Annotated in this window: 21 protein-coding genes and 1 pseudogene; 11 read left to right on the top strand and 11 right to left on the bottom strand. The window is 42.1% G+C overall.

All coding sequences use genetic code 11. The features are described from left to right. Positions 1 to 54: 54 nt before the first annotated feature. Entirely contained in the window at positions 55 to 492 is a 438-nt protein-coding gene (locus QQJ93_RS01345; RefSeq protein ID WP_179949218.1) for an Hsp20 family protein, read from the top strand. A 90-nt stretch (positions 493 to 582) separates the two neighbouring features. On the opposite strand, the gene QQJ93_RS01340 is transcribed toward QQJ93_RS01345, so the two are convergent. The 4 genes from QQJ93_RS01340 to glyQ form a co-directional block, all read right to left on the bottom strand. Beyond that, positions 583 to 1,833, bottom strand: coding sequence for a valine--pyruvate transaminase (locus QQJ93_RS01340; protein WP_089125091.1), 1,251 nt, complete (start codon positions 1,831 to 1,833; stop codon positions 583 to 585). Between the two features lie 146 nt (positions 1,834 to 1,979). Beyond that, the gene (locus QQJ93_RS01335; protein WP_179949219.1) at positions 1,980 to 3,011 is read right to left on the bottom strand and encodes an ion channel; all 1,032 of its coding nucleotides are present in this window, start codon (positions 3,009 to 3,011) and stop codon (positions 1,980 to 1,982) included. 134 nt (positions 3,012 to 3,145) lie between these two features. Next, positions 3,146 to 5,212: a glycine--tRNA ligase subunit beta gene (glyS, locus tag QQJ93_RS01330; protein ID WP_089125090.1), complete on the bottom strand. Its 2,067-nt coding sequence runs from the start codon at positions 5,210 to 5,212 to the stop codon at positions 3,146 to 3,148. Between the two features lie 2 nt (positions 5,213 to 5,214). Next, positions 5,215 to 6,153, bottom strand: a complete 939-nt coding sequence (glyQ, locus tag QQJ93_RS01325) for a glycine--tRNA ligase subunit alpha (RefSeq protein ID WP_089125089.1) — start codon at positions 6,151 to 6,153, stop codon at positions 5,215 to 5,217. Positions 6,154 to 6,344: 191 nt separating this feature from the next. On the opposite strand from glyQ, the gene QQJ93_RS01320 reads away from it, so the two are divergent. Together QQJ93_RS01320 and QQJ93_RS01315 are read left to right on the top strand one after the other, a co-directional pair. Further along, a complete protein-coding gene (locus QQJ93_RS01320) occupies positions 6,345 to 6,893 on the top strand; it encodes a manganese efflux pump MntP (protein WP_089125088.1) in 549 nt (182 codons plus the stop codon). 74 nt (positions 6,894 to 6,967) lie between these two features. Then, positions 6,968 to 7,204 carry a hypothetical protein gene (locus tag QQJ93_RS01315; protein WP_027695087.1) on the top strand — a complete coding sequence of 79 codons (237 nt, stop codon included), beginning with the start codon at positions 6,968 to 6,970 and terminating at the stop codon, positions 7,202 to 7,204. Between the two features lie 51 nt (positions 7,205 to 7,255). Here QQJ93_RS01315 and tusA read toward each other — a convergent pair whose 3' ends face one another. Next, positions 7,256 to 7,504, bottom strand: coding sequence for a sulfurtransferase TusA (tusA, locus tag QQJ93_RS01310; RefSeq protein ID WP_089125087.1), 249 nt, complete (start codon positions 7,502 to 7,504; stop codon positions 7,256 to 7,258). 338 nt (positions 7,505 to 7,842) lie between these two features. Further along, entirely contained in the window at positions 7,843 to 8,157 is a 315-nt protein-coding gene (gene cyaY, locus QQJ93_RS01305; RefSeq protein WP_089125086.1) for an iron donor protein CyaY, read from the bottom strand. A gap of 95 nt (positions 8,158 to 8,252) precedes the next feature. Between cyaY and lptM the strand changes: the two are divergent. The 6 genes and pseudogenes from lptM to yigB all read left to right on the top strand — a co-directional run. Then, positions 8,253 to 8,342 (top strand): annotated as a pseudogene (gene lptM / locus QQJ93_RS16435) (LPS translocon maturation chaperone LptM); the annotation flags it as partial. Positions 8,343 to 8,494: 152 nt separating this feature from the next. Further along, a complete protein-coding gene (lysA, locus tag QQJ93_RS01295; protein ID WP_089125085.1) occupies positions 8,495 to 9,748 on the top strand; it encodes a diaminopimelate decarboxylase in 1,254 nt (417 codons plus the stop codon). 64 nt (positions 9,749 to 9,812) lie between these two features. After that, the gene (gene dapF / locus QQJ93_RS01290; RefSeq protein ID WP_089125084.1) at positions 9,813 to 10,643 is read left to right on the top strand and encodes a diaminopimelate epimerase; all 831 of its coding nucleotides are present in this window, start codon (positions 9,813 to 9,815) and stop codon (positions 10,641 to 10,643) included. A gap of 175 nt (positions 10,644 to 10,818) precedes the next feature. Beyond that, positions 10,819 to 11,538: a DUF484 family protein gene (locus QQJ93_RS01285; protein ID WP_089125083.1), complete on the top strand. Its 720-nt coding sequence runs from the start codon at positions 10,819 to 10,821 to the stop codon at positions 11,536 to 11,538. Then, positions 11,528 to 12,469, top strand: a complete 942-nt coding sequence (xerC, locus tag QQJ93_RS01280) for a tyrosine recombinase XerC (protein WP_089125082.1) — start codon at positions 11,528 to 11,530, stop codon at positions 12,467 to 12,469. Before QQJ93_RS01285 ends, xerC begins: the two co-directional genes overlap by 11 nt. A 36-nt stretch (positions 12,470 to 12,505) precedes the next feature. Further along, entirely contained in the window at positions 12,506 to 13,240 is a 735-nt protein-coding gene (yigB, locus tag QQJ93_RS01275) for a 5-amino-6-(5-phospho-D-ribitylamino)uracil phosphatase YigB (RefSeq protein WP_089125081.1), read from the top strand. Positions 13,241 to 13,365: 125 nt separating this feature from the next. Here the strand turns inward: yigB and QQJ93_RS01270 are convergent, their stop codons facing one another. Both QQJ93_RS01270 and QQJ93_RS01265 read right to left on the bottom strand, forming a co-directional pair. After that, entirely contained in the window at positions 13,366 to 13,980 is a 615-nt protein-coding gene (locus QQJ93_RS01270) for a tRNA-uridine aminocarboxypropyltransferase (protein WP_089125080.1), read from the bottom strand. 35 nt (positions 13,981 to 14,015) lie between these two features. Then, a complete protein-coding gene (locus QQJ93_RS01265) occupies positions 14,016 to 15,056 on the bottom strand; it encodes a hypothetical protein (RefSeq protein WP_089125079.1) in 1,041 nt (346 codons plus the stop codon). Positions 15,057 to 15,136: 80 nt separating this feature from the next. Here QQJ93_RS01265 and QQJ93_RS01260 point away from each other — a divergent pair, with 80 nt between their 5' ends. Then, on the top strand, positions 15,137 to 15,604 hold the full coding sequence (locus tag QQJ93_RS01260) for an EVE domain-containing protein (protein ID WP_089125078.1): 468 nt from the start codon (positions 15,137 to 15,139) through the stop codon (positions 15,602 to 15,604). 188 nt (positions 15,605 to 15,792) lie between these two features. On the opposite strand, the gene QQJ93_RS01255 is transcribed toward QQJ93_RS01260, so the two are convergent. Both QQJ93_RS01255 and QQJ93_RS01250 read right to left on the bottom strand, forming a co-directional pair. Then, complete coding sequence (locus QQJ93_RS01255; RefSeq protein WP_089125077.1) at positions 15,793 to 16,626, bottom strand: Cof-type HAD-IIB family hydrolase; 834 nt, start codon at positions 16,624 to 16,626, stop codon at positions 15,793 to 15,795. 170 nt (positions 16,627 to 16,796) lie between these two features. Then, a complete protein-coding gene (locus QQJ93_RS01250) occupies positions 16,797 to 17,780 on the bottom strand; it encodes an alpha/beta fold hydrolase (protein ID WP_089125152.1) in 984 nt (327 codons plus the stop codon). Positions 17,781 to 17,996: 216 nt separating this feature from the next. On the opposite strand from QQJ93_RS01250, the gene QQJ93_RS01245 reads away from it, so the two are divergent. Further along, a complete protein-coding gene (locus QQJ93_RS01245; protein WP_089125076.1) occupies positions 17,997 to 19,055 on the top strand; it encodes an acyltransferase in 1,059 nt (352 codons plus the stop codon). A 19-nt stretch (positions 19,056 to 19,074) separates the two neighbouring features. Here QQJ93_RS01245 and QQJ93_RS01240 read toward each other — a convergent pair whose 3' ends face one another. Beyond that, positions 19,075 to 19,407: a DUF2500 domain-containing protein gene (locus tag QQJ93_RS01240; protein ID WP_089125075.1), complete on the bottom strand. Its 333-nt coding sequence runs from the start codon at positions 19,405 to 19,407 to the stop codon at positions 19,075 to 19,077. Positions 19,408 to 19,576: the final 169 nt, after the last annotated feature.

Below are 19,576 nucleotides of genomic sequence, written 5' to 3'. Positions count from 1 at the left end.
CCTTGCACACTATTGATTAAATAGAGACTATTGCTTAAATAAGAGGATAGTATTATGCGTAATGTAGACTTCTCACCTTTATACCGTAACGCCATTGGTTTTGATCGTTTATTAAACCTAATGGAATCAAACAACGCCAAAAATTCATCAGGCGGTTACCCTCCATACAATATTGAGAAACAAGACGAAAACCATTTCCGCATCACCATGGCGGTCGCAGGTTTTGCTGAAGAAAATCTCGATATTACTCAGCACGAAAATATGCTAATTGTGCGTGGTGAACGTCAACCTGAAGAAGGTAAAAACTACGTTTATCAAGGTATTGCTGAACGTGATTTTGAGCGTAAATTCCAACTTGCTGACTACGTTAAAGTGCTTAGCGCCGGTATGGAAAATGGCCTATTGCACATCGACTTGGAACGTGAAATTCCAGAAGCGATGCAACCACGTAAAATTGCCATTAACGGTAAAGAGTTGTTAGAAAACAAATAATCTAGCAGCGAAAACATAAAGGAAGAGAAGGGTGCCAAGTGGCACCCTTTTTGTTTCATTTATATTTAGAAGGTGAGATGAGTTTTCCTATTAACTTTGTTGATAGGCCTTATTCACTTCTTCAGCAATTATCTCAATACCACGCTGCATATCTTGCTCTTTTTGTACGTAGTTCATCCGCAAGCATTGGTGGGCATGATCCCAATCATCGTCTTGGCCAAAGAAGAAGTATTCTCCAGGTACAATTAACACCCCACGAGATTTTAAGCGTTGATACAGCTCCATGGTGGTAATCGGTAGTTCATCAAACCATAGCCATAAAAAGATCGCGCCTTCCGGTTTGTGAATTTTAAAGCGAGGATCGGGGATCGCCGCTTGCAGTAATTCTACCGCATGCTGCGCTTTGGCTTGATAATGCGGTTTGATGACTTTTTCACTCAGCGGTAGTAGATCGTTATTTTTGATCATATGCGTCGCCAATGCAGGGCCAATACTGCATGGCGCAAGATTGATGATGCCATTGATATTGGTCATCGCTTGAGTCATTTCTTCATTGGCAATCACAATGCCGCAACGCACGCCTGGTAAGCCCAGTTTAGATAGACTCATGCACAAGATAGTGTTGTCATTCCAAAAGGGCGTGACGTCTTCAAAAATAATATTCGGGAAAGGGGTGCCATAAGCATTATCTATGATCAGTGGAATATTGTTATCGCGTGCCAGTTTATCCAGTTTACGAACTTCCTCATCTGTGAGTACATTGCCGGTTGGGTTGGTTGGACGAGAAGCACAAATCGCTGCAACAGATTCATCTATCTGGATCTGTTCAAAATCGACATGATATTTAAACATACTATTATCGAGCAATTCGATTTCAGGGTGATAAGAGACAAAGATATCTTCATCAATTCCGGCATCACTGTAACCAATATATTCTGGCGCTAAAGGCAGTAGGATTTTCTTATGGCTACCATTGGTTTGTTTGCCAGCAAAGAGGTTAAACAGTGAGAAGAAGGCGCTTTGACTACCGTTCGTTAGGCTGATGTTTTTTGGGCTGATATCCCAACCATAGGTTTGCTTTAACAAATCGCTTAAAGCTTGAATAAACACGTTTTTGCCTTGTGGGCCATCGTAGTTGGTCATGGCGGCAATCAGTTCACCATTATTGAGCATGTCAGTACTGGCTTGTTTAAAGTAGTCGAGCATTTCTGGAATGGCGGCAGGGTTACCTCCTCCGAGCATGATGGCACCGGGAGTGCGGAGCCCATCATTTAGATCATCCATTAACTGGGTAATGCCTGAGTAGCGATTAAACTTGTCACCAAACTGAGAAAACTGCATATCCTTTACATCCAACGTTACGGTTAGCGATTGAATGCTGAAACATACCTGATTGTGTAGTTGATAGAAAGAGGGAGCGATAAACACGTGCAACAAAAAAGCCATAAAAATCATTCATGGCTTTAGTGGATAGGTGATCTAAGGAATTAAATAAAGGTTTTCCAATCTATCCCAGTAATGCGCTCATCGGCAATATACACCAGTACATCATCTTGTTTGATGGTGTGTTCGAGTGGCGGATTCAGGGTTAAGCCATCACCATGGTTTACGGCAATTAAAATTGCATCATATTGCTGTTTAAAGCGAGAGAAAACGGTATTAAAGCTGGTGGGTTGCCCTTGGTATTTGACCATATATTGGGTCATGCCAAGGGAATTATTGACCAACTCATAATGCAGTTGACTGGATCCTGGATCGACAGCCGATTTAGCGATCATTTCTGAGGCTATCGACGGAATACATTCGACATTTTTGCAGTGCTGTTTAAGTAGAGTACCTAAATGTGCGTCACGGAAGTAGGTAACGATATGGGCTTCTGGGTTTTCATTGGCACAGTTAAGCCCTGCCGCCATGATATCGTTATCACTATCGAGGTCGATAATAATGGTTTTGGCTTTACTGATTCCGGCTCTTTTCATGTCGTGTTCATCAGTGAAAGCACTAACATGGACAAATTCAATTTTACTTGGGAAGGGGTTTTCAATTTGTTGCGCTGAGCATAAAACAATATCTTGATGGCTACTTTTAATTTCATGTAGCAACATTTCGATTAAATGTGGTGTACGTTGTTCGCTCCAACCTAAAATTAAAATATGATTTTCTACATTCACTTTTCTGTGCCCCATTAATCGTGCTTTCCATAGTTGAATAGCGTTAGCTGCTAAACGTCCGACTACCATTGCGAATAAACCAACACCGCCTGGAATAATAAACAGTGCCGTCACCCATTTGCCCATTTCCGTTTGCGGTGACATATCGCCATAACCGACGGTAGAACCGGTTACCATTATGTAATAGATGAAATCGGCGAAGGGAGTCGTGAGTGCTGTCTCATTAGCAAGATACAGCAGACTCCATGAAATCGTTAAATAAACCAATAAGGCAAACAGTAAGTTTTGTCCCGTTAAGCGGTTAAATTTAGCGGTTATCCAGCGATGTAATAACTGCAATATTGGCACTGGTTAAAGTCCTTATAAAATAAAAGCCCAAGCTAAATTGAGTATAGCTTGGGCTTAATCTTAATGCTTTTAATCAGTTAACAAAGCGATGTTTTGTTACCGATTAATTCTAATGCTTACTTTTTCAGTAAAGCTTATTTTTGTAATAAAGAGATGTCCGCAATCTGCAAGAACAAGTTACGTAGGTTGTTCAGCATCGTTAAGCGATTTTTCTTCAATGCTTCATCATCTGCCATTACCATTACGTTATCGAAGAAGGCATCAACAGGTTCACGTAGATCTGCCAACTTGCTTAGTGCTTGTTGGTAGTCACCGTTGGCAAAAGCAGGCTCTAATGCTTCAGTCATTACTTCAACATTTTCTGCTAGCGCTTTCTCTGCCTCTTCTTGTAGTAGAGTAAGGTCGATCTCGGCACTTAGTTCGCCATCGAATTTCGCTAGGATGTTACCGACACGCTTGTTGGCTGCCGCGAGAGCTTCAGCTGCATCTAGACCACGGAAGTGTGATACGGCTTTAACGCGTTGGTCGAAATCAAGAGGTTTGGTTGGACGACGTGCCAGTACCGCTTGAATGATATCAACACTAAAGCCTTCATCTTGATACCAAGCTCGGAAACGGCCTAGCATGAAATCTAATACGTCAGATTCAACATTGGTGTTAGTCAGTTTGTCACCTAGCAGTTCTTTAGCTTTTGCGATCAGAACCGTTAGGTCTAGGTTGTAACCTTTTTCTACGATAATGCGTAGGATACCTAGAGAAGCACGACGTAGCGCAAATGGATCAGAACCTTTTGGTGCTTGGCCAATACCGAAAATACCCACTAAGGTATCGAGTTTATCTGCCATCGCAACAGAAGCGGCAACACCAGAGCTTGGTAAGTCATCACCGGCAAAACGAGGCATGTATTGTTCGTTTAGCGCGACAGCGACTTCTTCATCTTCACCGTCGTGGCGAGCATAGTGCATGCCCATCACACCTTGGGTGTCGGTAAATTCAAATACCATAGAAGTCATCAAATCACATTTGGCTAATAGGCCTGCGCGTTTTGATTTTTCAATATCTGCACCAATTTGTTCAGCAATAAAGCCAGCCAATTCAGTGATACGATCGGTTTTGTCTTTAATGGTACCTAATTGCTTTTGGAAGATCGCGGTTTCCAATTCAGGAAGGTGCGATTCTAACGTACGCTTACGGTCAGTATTAAAAAAGAATTCTGCATCTGCTAGACGAGGGCGAACGACTTTTTCATTACCTTCAATCACTTGACGAGGGTCTTTTGATTCAATGTTAGAAACAAAGATAAAGTTAGGTAATAGCTTTTTATTGTCATCGTAGACTGGGAAGTACTTCTGGTCGCCTTTCATGGTGTAAACCAAAGCTTCGGAAGGCACTTTCAAGAACTCTTCTTCAAACTTAGCCGTCAGTACTACTGGCCACTCAACTAGAGAGGTGACTTCTTCAACTAAGTCATCTTCTAAGTCAGCGGTTCCGCCAACCGCAGCTGCTGCTTTTTGAGAGTCACGTAAAATGATGGCTTTACGCTCTTCGTAATCCGCCATGACTTTGCCTTTTTCAGCCAGCAATGTTGGGTATTGGTCTGCGTTATCGATAGTAAATTCACGCTCACCCATAAAGCGGTGACCGCGAATGATGCGATCAGAAGCCACACCTAAGATTTCACCTTGGATAAGTTCATCACCAAATAAAATGGTGAGGGTTTTTACTGGGCGGATAAATTGTGTTTCTTTATCACCCCAACGCATTGGCTTAGCAATCGGTAAGTTAGCCAGTGCTTTCGCAGCCATGTCGACCACGAGATCTTTAACTGCTTGGCCTTTAACTTCCTGCTTGTAAAGTAGCCATTCACCTTTGTCAGTTTTTAAACGGTCTGCTTGTTTAACCGTAATGCCATTACCGCGTGCCCAACCTTGAGCCGCTTTAGTGGGATTACCATCTGCATCAAAGGCTTGAGCGATCGCCGGCCCACGTTTTTCAACGATCTTGTCTTGTTGGCTTTCAGCAAGTTCACTGACTTTTAATGCCAAACGACGAGGTGCCGCGTACCACTTCACACCTTGGTGCTCTAGATCTGCCGCTTTTAGTTCAGCTTCAAAGTTGCTCGAAAATGCTTCAGCTAAAGTGCGAAGTTGCGTTGGTGGTAGTTCTTCAGTACCTAGCTCGATTAGGAAATTCTTAGCCATGATTACTTCTCCTCGCCTTGACTGCTTTTTACATCATTGCTTTTACACATTGGGAATCCTAAAGCCTCACGAGAAGCGTAGTAAGCTTCTGCTACCGATTTGGTTAAATTACGAATGCGTAAGATGTAGCGTTGACGTTCAGTCACTGAAATGGCTTTACGTGCATCAAGTAAGTTAAATGCATGACCAGCTTTAAGAATGCGCTCGTAAGCCGGAAGCGGTAGAGGTTTTTCAAGCTCAAGTAAGTGCAGGCATTCTTTTTCACATTGGTCAAAGAAGCTAAATAGGAAATCCACATCAGCGTGTTCGAAGTTGTAAGTTGATTGCTCAACTTCATTTTGGTGGAAGATATCGCCGTAGGTGACTTTACCTAATGGGCCATCAGTCCATACTAAATCGTAAACTGAATCTACGCCCTGGATGTACATTGCAAGACGTTCGATACCGTAGGTGATTTCACCAGTCACAGGCTTACATTCAAGACCACCGACTTGTTGGAAGTAAGTAAATTGAGTGACTTCCATACCGTTTAACCACACTTCCCAGCCTAAGCCCCATGCGCCTAGTGTTGGGTTTTCCCAGTTATCTTCTACGAAACGGATATCGTGAATAAGAGGGTCAATGCCAAGGACTTCTAATGAGCCAAGGTACAACTCTTGAATATTGTCAGGAGAGGGTTTGATGATCACTTGGAATTGGTAATAGTGTTGCAGACGGTTTGGGTTCTCACCGTAGCGACCATCGGTTGGACGGCGTGATGGTTGTACATAAGCAGTAGCAATTGGCTCTGGACCAATCGCGCGAAGGCAGGTCATCGGGTGAGAGGTGCCTGCGCCTACTTCCATATCTAAAGGTTGAACAATGGTACAGCCTACTTGGGCCCAATAATCCTGCAGCGCGAGGATCATCCCTTGAAAGGTTTTGACGTCGTATTTTTGCATAACTTTATTTGCCTACTCAGTTCGCGCGATTTTAATTGAAAAATAGTTGATCAGTATAGCGAGTTCACTTAGTGGCCTCAATGTGAACTTGCAGTTGAACACTTTAATCATTGAATGAAAATGAGCGAAATACTATCCTTTGCCCCAAAATCGCCACTAGATGGCCAAATAATAAAGTGTGAGTGAAGAATATGTTTGATGTATTGCTATTAGCGTTGGCGCTGAGTATGGATGCGTTTGCAGTTTCGATAGGTTTAGGGGCAAAATTAGTTGGCCAAGCTAACAAGCCAACGGTATTAGCGATAAAGGCTGGGGTGTATTTTGGTGTGGCGCAAGCATTAATGCCATTTATAGGATTCTTAGGTGGTCACGGTGTACTTGGCTGGATAGAGGGGTATGCACCTTATATTGCCTTTGTATTGTTATTGTTTATTGGCGGTAAGATGATTTATGAGTCGTTTGTCGAGGGTATCGAAGAAGATTTTTGCCAAGTAACTCACCGAGTGATGTTAACTTTGGCGATTGCTACTAGTGTGGATGCGATGGCGGCAGGTTTTAGTTTACCATTGCTCGATGTCGATCCATTCTTAGCTTGCGCTTTGATTGGTATTATCACCTTCTTGTTTAGTTTTCTTGGGGTGTTTATTGGCCGTAAAAGTGGTACTTGGCTGGAAAGTAAGGCGGAACTGTTAGGTGGTTTGGTATTGATAGGAATCGCATTTAAGTTTTTATTGGTTTAGTGATCTTTAATTCATCCATTTGTCATGCTTGTCACTATACTATTTATAAACCCTATTAATAGTGAGGTGATGCGATGTTGACACGTTACGCAGGTATGACCCCAAAGAGCCAAAGTTACTTATTTACCTTTGGTTTAGCATTAACACTAATCGGTATGATGGTCACGGATATGTGGCTGCCGATGGTGGCGGGTGCGATTATTTTAGCCGGGCTGGCGGTTGAGTCTTGGATCAGAATTCTCTACATCATTCCAATGAAGAAACAACTAACAGAGTTGACGGTGCGGTTAACTCGGCTTGAGCATAAGTAACCTAAACTAGCATATTACAGCGGTCTATCCTTGGTTAAGGATAGGCCGTTTTTAGTTTAAGCCTTTTTTGATCACAAATTGGTACGGTAGCTCATCAGTATTGGCTTGTAAGAGTTGGTGATCCATAAACCGGCAGAAACTAGGAATATCGCGGGTAGTCGATGGATCATCGGCGGTGATTAATAATATTTCGCCATCCTGCATAGTACGAATCGTCTTTCTTACCATCATCACAGGTTCTGGGCAGCGCAAGCCTAGGGCATCCAATGTTTTACTGGCATTTTTAGGATCGAATGACATAACCGTTTAACTCTTTAATGTGATGTGTGACGAAAAATGAACCGAGATAATACTGATGGAGAAAAAAAAGGCAATCGAGATTTAGTAAAGTAGGTTTGATTTACTAGTGTTAATGATGCGAGTTCACCTATTGATAGAATGGATTAACTCCTGTCTCTAATCTGAATCTATTTTAAATGATTTTATTGCCGCTACTCGACTATCCACGAATAGCGGTTTTCTTTTCTTCTGCGTTATCGGCTCCTCGTGTAGGCTAGCTACACCACGGAGCCTCTGCCTTGTTCAAATACCCAACCACTCGTTGTAAAAACAATCACGAAAGGTTAATAGACCTTAAACTATTCCCATTCAATGGTTTCGTTGGCATGCTTCTCACATTCGGTTTTCACTAAGCTGAAAAGTTCAGCTCCAGTTTTTGAGCAAATCCACTCGCCATCATTATATTTGAAATGGTAGCCACCCGATTTTGAGGCTAGCCAGATTTCATGCATAGGCTCTTGGCGGTTAATAATGATTTGGCTGCGGTCTTCAAACTCAAGTGTCATCACATTTCCTGACACGTCATAATCAATATCAGCGCCAGAATCATCAATCGCTTCTTCAATTTTTGTCATTTGAATATCGACTAATTGGTGGAATTCCGTATCGTTCATTGGTTTCATCCTATTGGTTGAGATAGCTTGGCTATTGCTTTTCTTGTGTGTGGTGCGATTATAGGGGGCATTGAATCATTAATCACGATATCACGATGAAAAAAATAACTTTTAGCTTACTTGCGTTAACCGTACTTGGCTTATCCGGTTGTGGTCAAACCGGGCCACTTTACCTACCGGATGAAGAGCCAGCCCCGGTTAATACTGGTGAGGTTTCTATTTCAGGTTCTGATGGCGGAACTGTAACCGTTAAACCTGTAGAAACTGAACAACCAGAACCCGCGACAGAATCGACTCAGCCTGCAGAGGCTCAAGACGCAGAATAAGGAAGAGAACATTGGATTTTTTTAATTATCAGGATGATGGTCAGCTTTGGGCTGAAGACGTCTCTCTTACGCAATTGGCACAACAACATGGCACACCCCTTTATGTGTATTCTCGTGCCACATTAGAACGCCATTGGAAGGCATTTGATTCCTCGGTGGCCGATCACCCGCATTTGGTTTGTTATGCAGTAAAAGCCAATTCGAATATTGGTGTGCTTAATGTACTGGCCCGTTTAGGTTCTGGATTTGATATCGTGTCTGGTGGTGAACTTGAACGTGTGATTGCCGCAGGTGGCGATCCGAAAAAAGTGGTGTTTTCTGGGGTAGGTAAAACGAGCGCTGAAATGAAGCGTGCGTTAGAGCTAGGTATTAAATGCTTTAATGTTGAGTCAGAACCTGAACTTGAGCGCTTAAATAAAGTCGCTGGTGAGCTTGGTGTGATTGCTCCAATTTCTTTGCGTATTAATCCAGATGTTGATGCACATACTCACCCTTATATTTCGACTGGCTTGCGTGATAATAAATTTGGTATCGCCTTTGATCGTGCGCCGCAAGTGTATAAATTCGCAAGTAGCTTAGAGAACCTAGACGTACAAGGTATTGATTGCCATATTGGTTCTCAATTAACCGATCTTGCACCGTTTATCGATGCTACAGATCGCTTGCTTGCGCTGATCGACCAATTGACTGAGCAAGGTATTAATATTCGTCACCTTGATGTTGGTGGTGGTTTAGGGGTGGTCTATCGTGATGAATTACCACCACAACCGTCTGAATATGCTAAAGCCTTGCTATCCCGTTTAGAAAATCACGGCCATTTAGAGTTAGTGTTTGAGCCAGGACGTGCCATTGCGGCGAATGCAGGTGTATTACTAACCAAAGTAGAACTACTGAAACCGACAGAGCATAAAAACTTTGCAGTGATTGATGCGGCGATGAATGATTTGATTCGCCCTGCTTTATATCAAGCTTGGATGGATATTGTGCCAGTCGCTCCTCGTCAAGGTCAGCCTGCTATTTATGATTTAGTTGGTCCAATTTGTGAAACGGGTGACTTCTTAGGTAAAGACCGTGAGTTGGTATTAGAAGAAGGCGATTTGCTAGCAGTACGCTCTGCGGGGGCCTACGGGTTTGTGATGTCTTCTAACTACAATACCCGTACTCGAGCGGCTGAAGTGATGGTAGATGGTTCTGCTGTTCACCTTGTTCGTCAGCGAGAAGAGTTGAGCCGCTTGTGGGAATTGGAAAATATCCTACCAGAATAAATATAACCGCTTACGCCCTAGCGAATGATTCGTTAGGGCGTTTTATTTGAATTAATGAGGCGATATGCATTTCCATTTTTCTAAAATGCACGGTTTGGGTAATGACTTTATGGTGGTCGACTGTATTACTCAAAACATCTTCTTTTCACCTGATCTGATCCGTCGTTTGGCTGATCGCCATACTGGTGTCGGTTTTGATCAATTGTTGGTGGTAGAAGCGCCCTATGATCCAGAAACCGATTTTCATTACCGCATCTTTAATGCTGATGGTAGCGAAGTTGAGCAATGCGGTAACGGTGCGCGCTGTTTTGCCCGTTTTGTGCGAATGAAAGGGCTTACCAATAAATACAGCATTAATGTAAGCACCAAAAAAGGTCGAATGGTGCTTAAAGTAGAAAGTCTAGATTCGGTCACCGTTAATATGGGTCAGCCTATTTTTGAGCCAAGCAAAATACCTTTTAAAGCAAAACAAGCAGAAAAGACCTATATTTTACGTACTGGTGAACACACATTATTTTGTGGCGCAGTCAGCATGGGCAACCCACATGTGGTGACGATTGTCGAAGATGTTGATACTTTTGATGTTGATAATATCGGGCCTTTAATGGAGTCTCATGAGCGTTTTCCTGAGCGAGTGAATGCGGGCTTTATGCAAATTATTGACCGTCAAAACGTTAAGTTACGTGTGTACGAACGTGGTGCTGGTGAAACTCAGGCTTGCGGTAGCGGTGCGTGTGCCGCGGTTGCAATTGGTATTGACCAAGGGGTGCTTGATCAAGAAGTGACAGTACAGTTGCCTGGCGGTAAGTTGCGAATTTTCTGGCAAGGCCAAGGTAAATCGTTATATATGACTGGCCCTGTGGCACATGTGTATGATGGGCAAATTAGTTTCTAATTACATCCTTCGTCCTTGAAACTGCAGTTTTGTTGACGGCGTTCATTCGCCCCAATCGAATAGGCGAGCTATGCTCATGGGGGCTCATTCACTTGTCGCCTCACTGCAATCTCAATTACTTTGGCTGTAGTCATATATTTATAATTAACTATAGATTTCAAATATAGAGTGAGTGATGCAAGCGGATCATTTGACTGCCGAAACGGTAGCAGAATATTTAAAAGATAATCCTGATTTCTTTTTACATCGTCCTGAGCTGGTAGACCGCTTAGCCATTTCTCATCAGCAACAAGGCGCAGTTTCTTTGGTTGAAGTGCAAATGCGCCGTCAGCGTCAGCGTATCGAAGAGCTTGAAGAAGACATTACGCAAATGATGTCTTTAGCGGCTAAAAATGATCGTACTTTCCATCAATTAATGGATCTGCAAAAGTCGTTACTCGCTTGTCAATCAATTGAAGCTCTTGATCAAGAAATCATGCAATATAGCCGCAAGATCGGTTTAAAATCACACCTTTTATTGCTTGATCACGTTAATTCAAATTGGAATTTATCGCACGACACCTACCACAGGTTTTCCACCAATCACTTAAATGGTAAAGATGCTTATTTAGGACGCTTAAATCGCCAAGACCGTTATGCGTTATTTGGTGGTGATCGTTTCGCGAATAATGAGATGTCGGAGCTTGGCTCTTACGTGGTTTTGCCTTTGGCAGCGCATAGTAAAAAATTGGGCTTATTGGCATTTTCAAGTCAAGAAGGCGGTCATTTTCAGCCAGAAATGGACACCTTGTTTTTACGCCATTTGACGGAATTAGTCACCTTTATGGTTCAATTGCTTGATGAACAAATGGAATCGAACCAGCCAGAAACCTTAAGCTGCGCCAATGAATCCTAATTTTCCTACTGGTTTGGCCGTATCATTACAACGCTTTTATGATTACTTACATCATGAAAGAGGCTTAAGTGCCCATACACAAGCCAACTATCAGCGTCAGTTGACTATTATGACTCAGCAACTGGTTGAGCTTGGTATCACCGAGTGGCAACAAGTCGATGCCGCTTGGGTTAGACAATTGACCACTAAAGGAATGCGTGAAGGCTTGAAAGCTAGCAGCATTGGCACACGCTTATCATCTTTACGCAGTTTCTTTGATTATCTTATTTCGATTGATGAGTTAACCGCTAACCCAGCTAAAGGGGTCTCTGCGCCAAAGAAAAAGCGCCCTCTACCAAAGAACTTAGATATTGATGAAGTAGGTCAATTACTCGAAGTGAATGATGATGACCCATTATCTATTCGCGATCGTGCCATGATGGAATTGATGTATGGAGCTGGCTTGCGTTTAGCCGAACTCGTTAGTATTGATATCCAACATGTGCAATTAAGTGTCGGTGAGATTCGCGTTATTGGTAAAGGTAATAAAGAACGTAAAGCGCCTTTTTCTGGCCAAGCGAAACAATGGTTAGATCGTTGGCTTACCGTGCGTTCTAGCCTGGCGAATGAAGAAGAACAGGCGTTGTTTGTCTCAAAACGCGGTACTCGTATTTCACATCGTAATGTGCAAAAACGTATGGAAGAATGGGGGATTAAGCAAGGAGTGTCTAGCCATATTAGCCCGCATAAATTGCGTCACTCATTTGCCACCCACATGTTGGAATCGAGCCAGAATTTACGTGCGGTACAAGAGCTGCTTGGGCACGAAAATATTTCGACCACCCAAATTTATACCAGCTTAGATTTCCAGCATTTAGCTAAGGTTTATGATAACGCGCACCCTAGAGCGAAAAAGAACCGCGCGCCATCCAACTCTGAATCGGACGATTAACCCTTTACCCACACTAAATCAAACGAGGAGCTACCTATGTCATTACGCTTTTATCGCAACATTCCCACTATTAAAGCCATGACGTTTGATTTAGACGATACCCTCTATGATAACCATCCTGTGATTGTCGACCTTGAACAAAAAACGGCTGACTGGATGCATCAACATCACCCGGTCAGCCAAAACATGAGCCATCAAGAGTGGCGTTTGTTGAAATTCAAATTAGCCGAGCAAACCCCATTTCTACAAAGTGATGTTTCTGAATGGCGTTTTCAGCAAATTCGTCAGGGATTAATGCATTTGGGTTACGATGATCCAAAAGCTTCTCAAGTGGCTAAATTGGCAATGGATCAAGTGGTCATTTGGCGTCATCAAATTGAAGTGCCACAAATGACTCATCTGGTGATGACTCAGCTTAAACAGAAAATGCCATTGATCGCGATAACCAACGGTAACGTTAATCCCAGTAAAATTGGCCTAGGTGATTATTTTGACCTTGTGCTTAACGCCGGCCCTGATGGTTGGGCGAAACCGCATGGTCAAATGTTCGAAACCGCATTAGTACATCTTGGCTTACCAGCTGAAAATGTGTTGCATGTGGGCGATAACCTGACTTCCGATGTTGCAGGGGCGAAATATGCCGGTATGACAGCTTGTTGGATTAATGATTATCAAAAATCACTCAAGCATGAAGAGTATGGAAAAGTGCTACCAGATGTGGAGATCACCGCACTTGAGGATTTGTTGGCTTTTATCGAATCTCGTAGCTAGGACGCTACGCTTCTCGTGGTTCGACAAAGGTAGCGAGTAGATTACATAATTTGAAAATCACTCTATGTGTAGACTTCTTTAGCTGAAAAGTTAAGCTGCGTTTGAGGCACGGGACTCGAGACACGCTAACCGTAAACACTATGTTGCCTATCCGCCTCATACACCTTTAAAAACAATTCAAAATACTGTTGTAGGGATGAAAAATTCTGTTGTGGATTCAGTTGCTGCAACAGGTTTATTCCCACCTCACAAGTACATAAATTCCCTTTTTCTTGATTGCGGCGCAAGCGGTAGTTTGATGTTTGTTCACTCAACAATACTACTTTCGGTAAGGTTTGTAGCCACGGGCTTTTATTGAGCATTTTCTTGGCTTCTTGCCAGGTGCCATCCAAGATAATAAATAATGGTGCACTTTTATTGGCACTAGTGTTTATTGAAGCCTGAAATTCACTCACTTCAATCGCATTTTCACTTGGAAATAATAAATAACTTGGTTGCTCGCTAATTTGTTTTATTAGGTTCGCTGGTGGGGTTATTCGATCCCAAATATGTACTTGGCAATGCGGCAAGCTGTGAGTGAGAAGTTTACCTGTGTTGGTCGCACGTTTGGCTTCATTTGGATGAGTTAGTAGGGCTATCTGTGTCGTGCTATCAAGTTTTGGGCAATGGTCGCAAATACATTGATAACGTAGACCGCAACTAGGGCAAGCTCCGGTCTGAGTTGAGGGTAATGAAGACATGTTGGCTCTGCAGAGTAGATAAATATCCGAGCAGTTTACATTTTTATCCCTTGCTGCGCTGCACTGATGTTATCTGAAAATAGCGTAACGTTGCCTTTTCTATCGCTTGCTGGCGCAGTAGAAGCATTAAGTGGGTAGCTGACGCCAGTGTATTCCATGGTGTGATTTGCCGCTTTGATACCGCCACCACTCACGGGAATGATTAAATCACGCCAACCAAAGTGATGATAATTGCTGACTTGAATTGGGGTACGTACTTGAGTAATACGGCTATTAAAACGCCACTCATTATTATGATTTTCAAACATTAAAATGGTACAGCCACCCGAACCACACCAGTCGGTTAAGATAAATAATTCAGGCTGCTGATCGTTGTTAATATCGTAAGTGAGCCAGCGATAACGGTTGTTTTCTGGATCGGTACGGTGGTCTTTAAAGTACTTACGTAAAGTAGTGTCGACTTTTGCATCGTATTGATTGCTGCCTTTAATGCTTGCGACCGCCAGTGCATCTACTGGACCTTGAGTGCTTTTTTGTCCTGCTTTGACCATAGTGGTTTCGACTTTCATTTTTTGTAGCGTTAACCCATCAGTACCTAGGTTATATTCACCACCATTAATGATTTCTTTCTGTGCTTTAAGTTGAAAACCGTCAACAGTAAACACTCGAAGCGCCTTCATTTTAGTCTCTGCATGTTGAGTCATTAAAACGTGCAATTGCTGATCTTGCTGCTGCCAATAGCCGGTTTCGATTAGGCTTTTATCACCATTTTGATAGTCATAATGGGTCGCGGCGGTATGATCGTCATTGAGTACTAATGTGGTGGTTAATCCGGCACTTGGTTGGCTTTGATAAGTCCCCACGAATTGCTCGGCAACGTTGTCTTTGGCTTGTTGTTGGCTAGCTGAAATGAAATCTTGCTCTGATATGTCGTTGTGTGCAGAAGATTGAGCCTCGCTGCTTGCCATTTCAATTGGCTCACTTTGTGCCAGTAGTTGCGGTTCATCTGGTTGGCTAGAACATGCACTTAGTAACAATAGTGCAGAAAAACTCAATGGGATTGTATAAGCCTTCATGTTATTTTTATTCCTTAATTTTTCGTATCAAGTAACGTTAAGGTTACTTAGTAGACTGACCGCAAAACAGAAGGTTCATTATGGCATATTGGTTATTTAAAACAGAACCCGACACATTTTCGATTGATACCTTGCGGGTGCAAAATGTCGCGTGTTGGGAGGGAGTCCGCAATTATCAAGCCCGTAATATGTTACGTGATGAAGTGAAAGTGGGTGATGAGGTTTTGATCTACCATTCTTCTTGTAAAAATATTGGGGTTGCTGGTATCGCCAAAGTGGTGAAGGGCGCATACCCAGATCATTTTCAATTTGATCCAGAAAGTCCATATTTTGATATTAAATCTGATTCGAGCAACCCACGATGGGTGATGGTAGATATTGAATTTGTTCGTAAAACCAGTCGCATTATTAGTTTGGCGGAAATGAAAGCCATGCCTGAGTTGGAAAATATGCCTTTGGTGAAAAGAGGAAATCGTTTGTCGATCATGCCTGTAACTGAATTTGAATGGCTGGCAATTTTAGATAAAGAATATACCCTTCGTACTTGAAGCTGCAGCTTTGTTGATGGCGCTCATTCACCCCAATCATTTAGGCAAGCTAAACTCATGGGGCCCCATTCGCTTATCGCCTCACTGCAACTCCAATTACTTTGGGTATATAGGCTGCTTGTAAAGATAAAAAAATGGCCGCTAATTTAAGCTGCCATTTTTGATTCAATAACTTGTTGGACTTCGTCTTATAACAAGTGATCTTCTAGGTAGTGCGCCACGGCTTCGTCGAGGCTGCTACCAATAATGTCATTATCTGGTAGCGCTTTCATGACTTTGTCGTGAGCTGTGCCCATGATCAAGCCTTTGTGCGCCGCTGCCAGCATTTCCACATCATTCATGCCGTCTCCAAACGAGATGCAGTTTTTAAGTTCTTTACCTAGTTTGTTCGCCACGGCTAATAGAGCATCCCCTTTTGATACATTAGGTGCCATCATTTCTAAACACCAAGGCGTTGAGAAAGCAATGCTGATACGATCACCAAATTGTTCTTTTAGCTGTTGTTCATAAGCCGCTAAATGATCATGGTCGGTATGAGTAAAGAATAACTTAGCAATGTCTTCGGTTGGTGCATTATCAGTATCGAATAACGAATAATTAAAGCCAGACTCTTGGTGATGCTTGCTGAGTTTAAGATCTTCTTTATCAGTCAACCAATCATTACTACGGTAGATATGAATGCGATGGGTTGGATCTTGTTTGATGATATCGACAATCGGTTGAATTACATCTTCAGGCAGATTTTTGCTATACAGTAATTCGTTATCTGGTGAGTGAACACGAGCACCATTAGACGTGATCATATAAGCTGGAATACCGGCACTAGTGCGAAAGCTTTCTACATCAATATGGTGGCGGCCGGTGGCAAAAATAAAGGTCATGCCTTTTTGATGTAGCTTCTTCAGTGTTTGCTTGGTGAATGTACCTAAGGTGTGATCAGGCAACAATAGCGTGCCATCTAAATCAGATGCAACAATATGCACATCTTGTAGAGCTGGTTGAGAAAGCGTGTTGTTTGACATATTGCCTCTATATAATCATTTAAAAACAGGAATAGTTTACGTTAATTTAATAGGAAAAAAGAGGGTAAAGCTGGCATAGTTCATTTCCTCTTTTATTTATATAAAGAGAAAGCTAAAACGCTTTTATCTCGAACGAAATTTAACCACAAAAGAACAACAGGCCCTAGGAATTAAGATTGCTGGGCAAAAAATTTTAAACATTGAGCTAGTGCTTGGCTGCGCAATTGATCTGTTTCAAAAAACAGTTCGTGGCGAGCGCCTTGTATTATTGCCAACTGTGCTAACCCCGGCTTGGTTTTGTTGATCTTGTTGATGAAGCGTCTTTGAGCGGCATTATCGACAATGGTATCTTGACTGGCTTGCATTAAGAGTACAGGCAAGTTCAATTTATGTGCTTCTTTTCCACAAAGCTTGGCGGCGATTAATGATTGATGAGCCCAGTGAGTACTGACGCCACCAAGTTGAATTTCGGGTTGTTGCTCATATAAACCGCGGAACCATTGGTAACGTAATGCACTGTGAGTGAGATCATTGGTTTCAAATGGCTTGTTATAATAAGGTTTTTGTCCCGGAGCATAAACCGGATCTGGGCTACGAGATGACATCCATTTGGTCAGTGGGCCAGAAATCGGGCGTAGATACCATTGCATTTGAATGCCGATCATAGGTGCACTGAACGCAATCGCATCAAAATGATGACTTGGATGAGTTTGTAGATAACGCGTTGAAATCGCCCCTCCCATAGAGTGAGCCAAAATAAAGCGTTTTTGATAGCGGCTTAAATTAAATGCTTCAACCACATGATGCATATCTTTGATGTAGTAATCAAAATGCTCAACATGACCGATTTGTTTATCGGCGCAGCAGCGTTCGGACATACCTTGGCCACGATGGTCATAAGAGTAAACGTCATAACCTTGTTCAACCAGATCCCAAAACACCTCTTGATACTTATAAACACTCTCAATCCGGCCATTGACTAATAAAATGACTTTGGTGTTCTCTGGACGAGTGAAAGACACCCAGTACAATTGCTTGCCCTGTTGGCCTTCAATGAATCCGTCATTTCGCGATTGCCAAAATGGAGTTAAGGTCTGTTGCGAAAACTCGATCAACTTTTGTTCACGTTGCCAGTCTTTGTTGTGCTCAATCATATTTGGTTTAATCATTACTCAGTTATATTGGTTCAACTATGCCACTTTTTGTCTATCTTCCGTAGCAATTTCTTGGCTATTTTAATGGCTCATTTTATGGTTTTAAATATGAAGTGTTGATGACGGTAACGATAGGTTAAGTTGTGTAAGCTTATAGCTATGTTGTTATGGTTGTTTTATGGTGGATAAATAAAGTAATAATGGAGTGATACTTTGATGCCACAAGCTAGCCAACCAACCCAACCTACTCAGCCAAGGGTTTTCTTCTTTGATCTACTGAGATGCGTAGCGGCTATTTTTGTTATTGCCATTCATGTTCTTGCTCCTTATCGCTATGAGCTGGGAACCATTCCTTTTAATCAATGGGTAACGGCTGTAAGTCTTAATAGTGTTTCTCGATGGGCAGTGCCGGTATTTATCATGATCTCTGGTGCTTTGTTATTAAGTGATTCTCGCCCATTTGATGCTAAATATTATCTGCAACGTCGATTTGGCAAGGTATTGATTCCCTTTTTAATTTGGTCGCTTTTTTATGCTTACCTTTCTGGGTGGGGAATCAATGGATTTGATGGTGAGCTTGCTTCTTCGGTCTTAGCGGATAGCTTTCACCATGCAACTTACTACCATCTTGGGTTTTTCTATTACTTCCTTCCTTTATATTTCGTTGCCCCTTTCTTGCAAATTTTGGTGAAAAAAGTTGATAACACCGGGTTGTTTATTTTGGTGATGTTGTGGTTATTAACCACTAACTTTTATTTACTGAGTTTTGATGGCCCATGGAGTAATCAATATTATTTATATAGTGGTTATCTGTTATTGGGTTATGTCTGTTATCAAAAGCTTCCGCTAGATAAGTCGCTCGTGATTGGTCTGACGGTATTAGGCGTTGCAGCGCTATTAGTGACTGGATTTTCGGTGATAACGGATAGTGTTGAGGTTGGTGAGTACACGGTAGGGCGTTGGCTTTCTTATAAAACGTTGAACACTGTATTAGCAGCTACAATGATATTTATGGTAGGTCGTTATTTTGGTGAATCTATTGCAGGTAAGGCAAAGCGAATAATTGGTTTTATTAGCGATCACAGTTTAGGGGTGTATATTCTGCATCCACTATTTCTATGGCCGATGAAAACTTATGGTTGGTATCAAGGCCACCCAATTTGGGTAATTCCTGTTTGGGTCGCGTTGAGTGGTGCAGGAGCGTTGGGATTAAGTTGGTTAATGACTCGCTCTAATAAGACTTGTTGGTTATTACCTGTGGCAAGCAAGTCTTAATATGAATGGCTTAATGGAATTATTCTCTTAATAAAGCAAAATGAAGGAATTTATCACCTTGATAAGTGAGCGTCCCTTTGTCACCAGGATTTAATGCACTGTAGTAGTGGATACCCACTTTGAATTCTCGCTTAGGGCCAACTGGGAGTTTTTGTACATAAATCCAATGTTCTTGATCTTCTTGTCCTGGCTGAGCTTCAGGTATGTCGATGGCTTGTTTATCGATGACCACTACTTTGACTTTTTGCTCTGGAGCATCTAGCCCTAAATTGTGCTTTTTATGGAATTGGCGGTACATCCATGCAGCAAGCCCGATGAGTAAAATAAGGCTAATTAATAAAGTTATTGGCATAGTGATATATCCTAAATAATTAATTTTACAGTAGATATTACCCAAGTTACGCTAAAAGTTAACTAACCTAATAGAGTAAATCGTGATCCAGTCTCGCTTTTGTCGAAATATGACTAGTTTTATAGGGCTGATGTTGGTTTATTCTTATATATGATTTGTGAGTAAGAGG

Source organism: Vibrio algivorus, from assembly GCF_030161215.1.
Classification (GTDB): domain Bacteria; phylum Pseudomonadota; class Gammaproteobacteria; order Enterobacterales; family Vibrionaceae; genus Vibrio; species Vibrio algivorus.
Note: the sequence above shows the minus strand (reverse complement) of the source record. Positions and strands in the feature narration are given on the sequence as shown.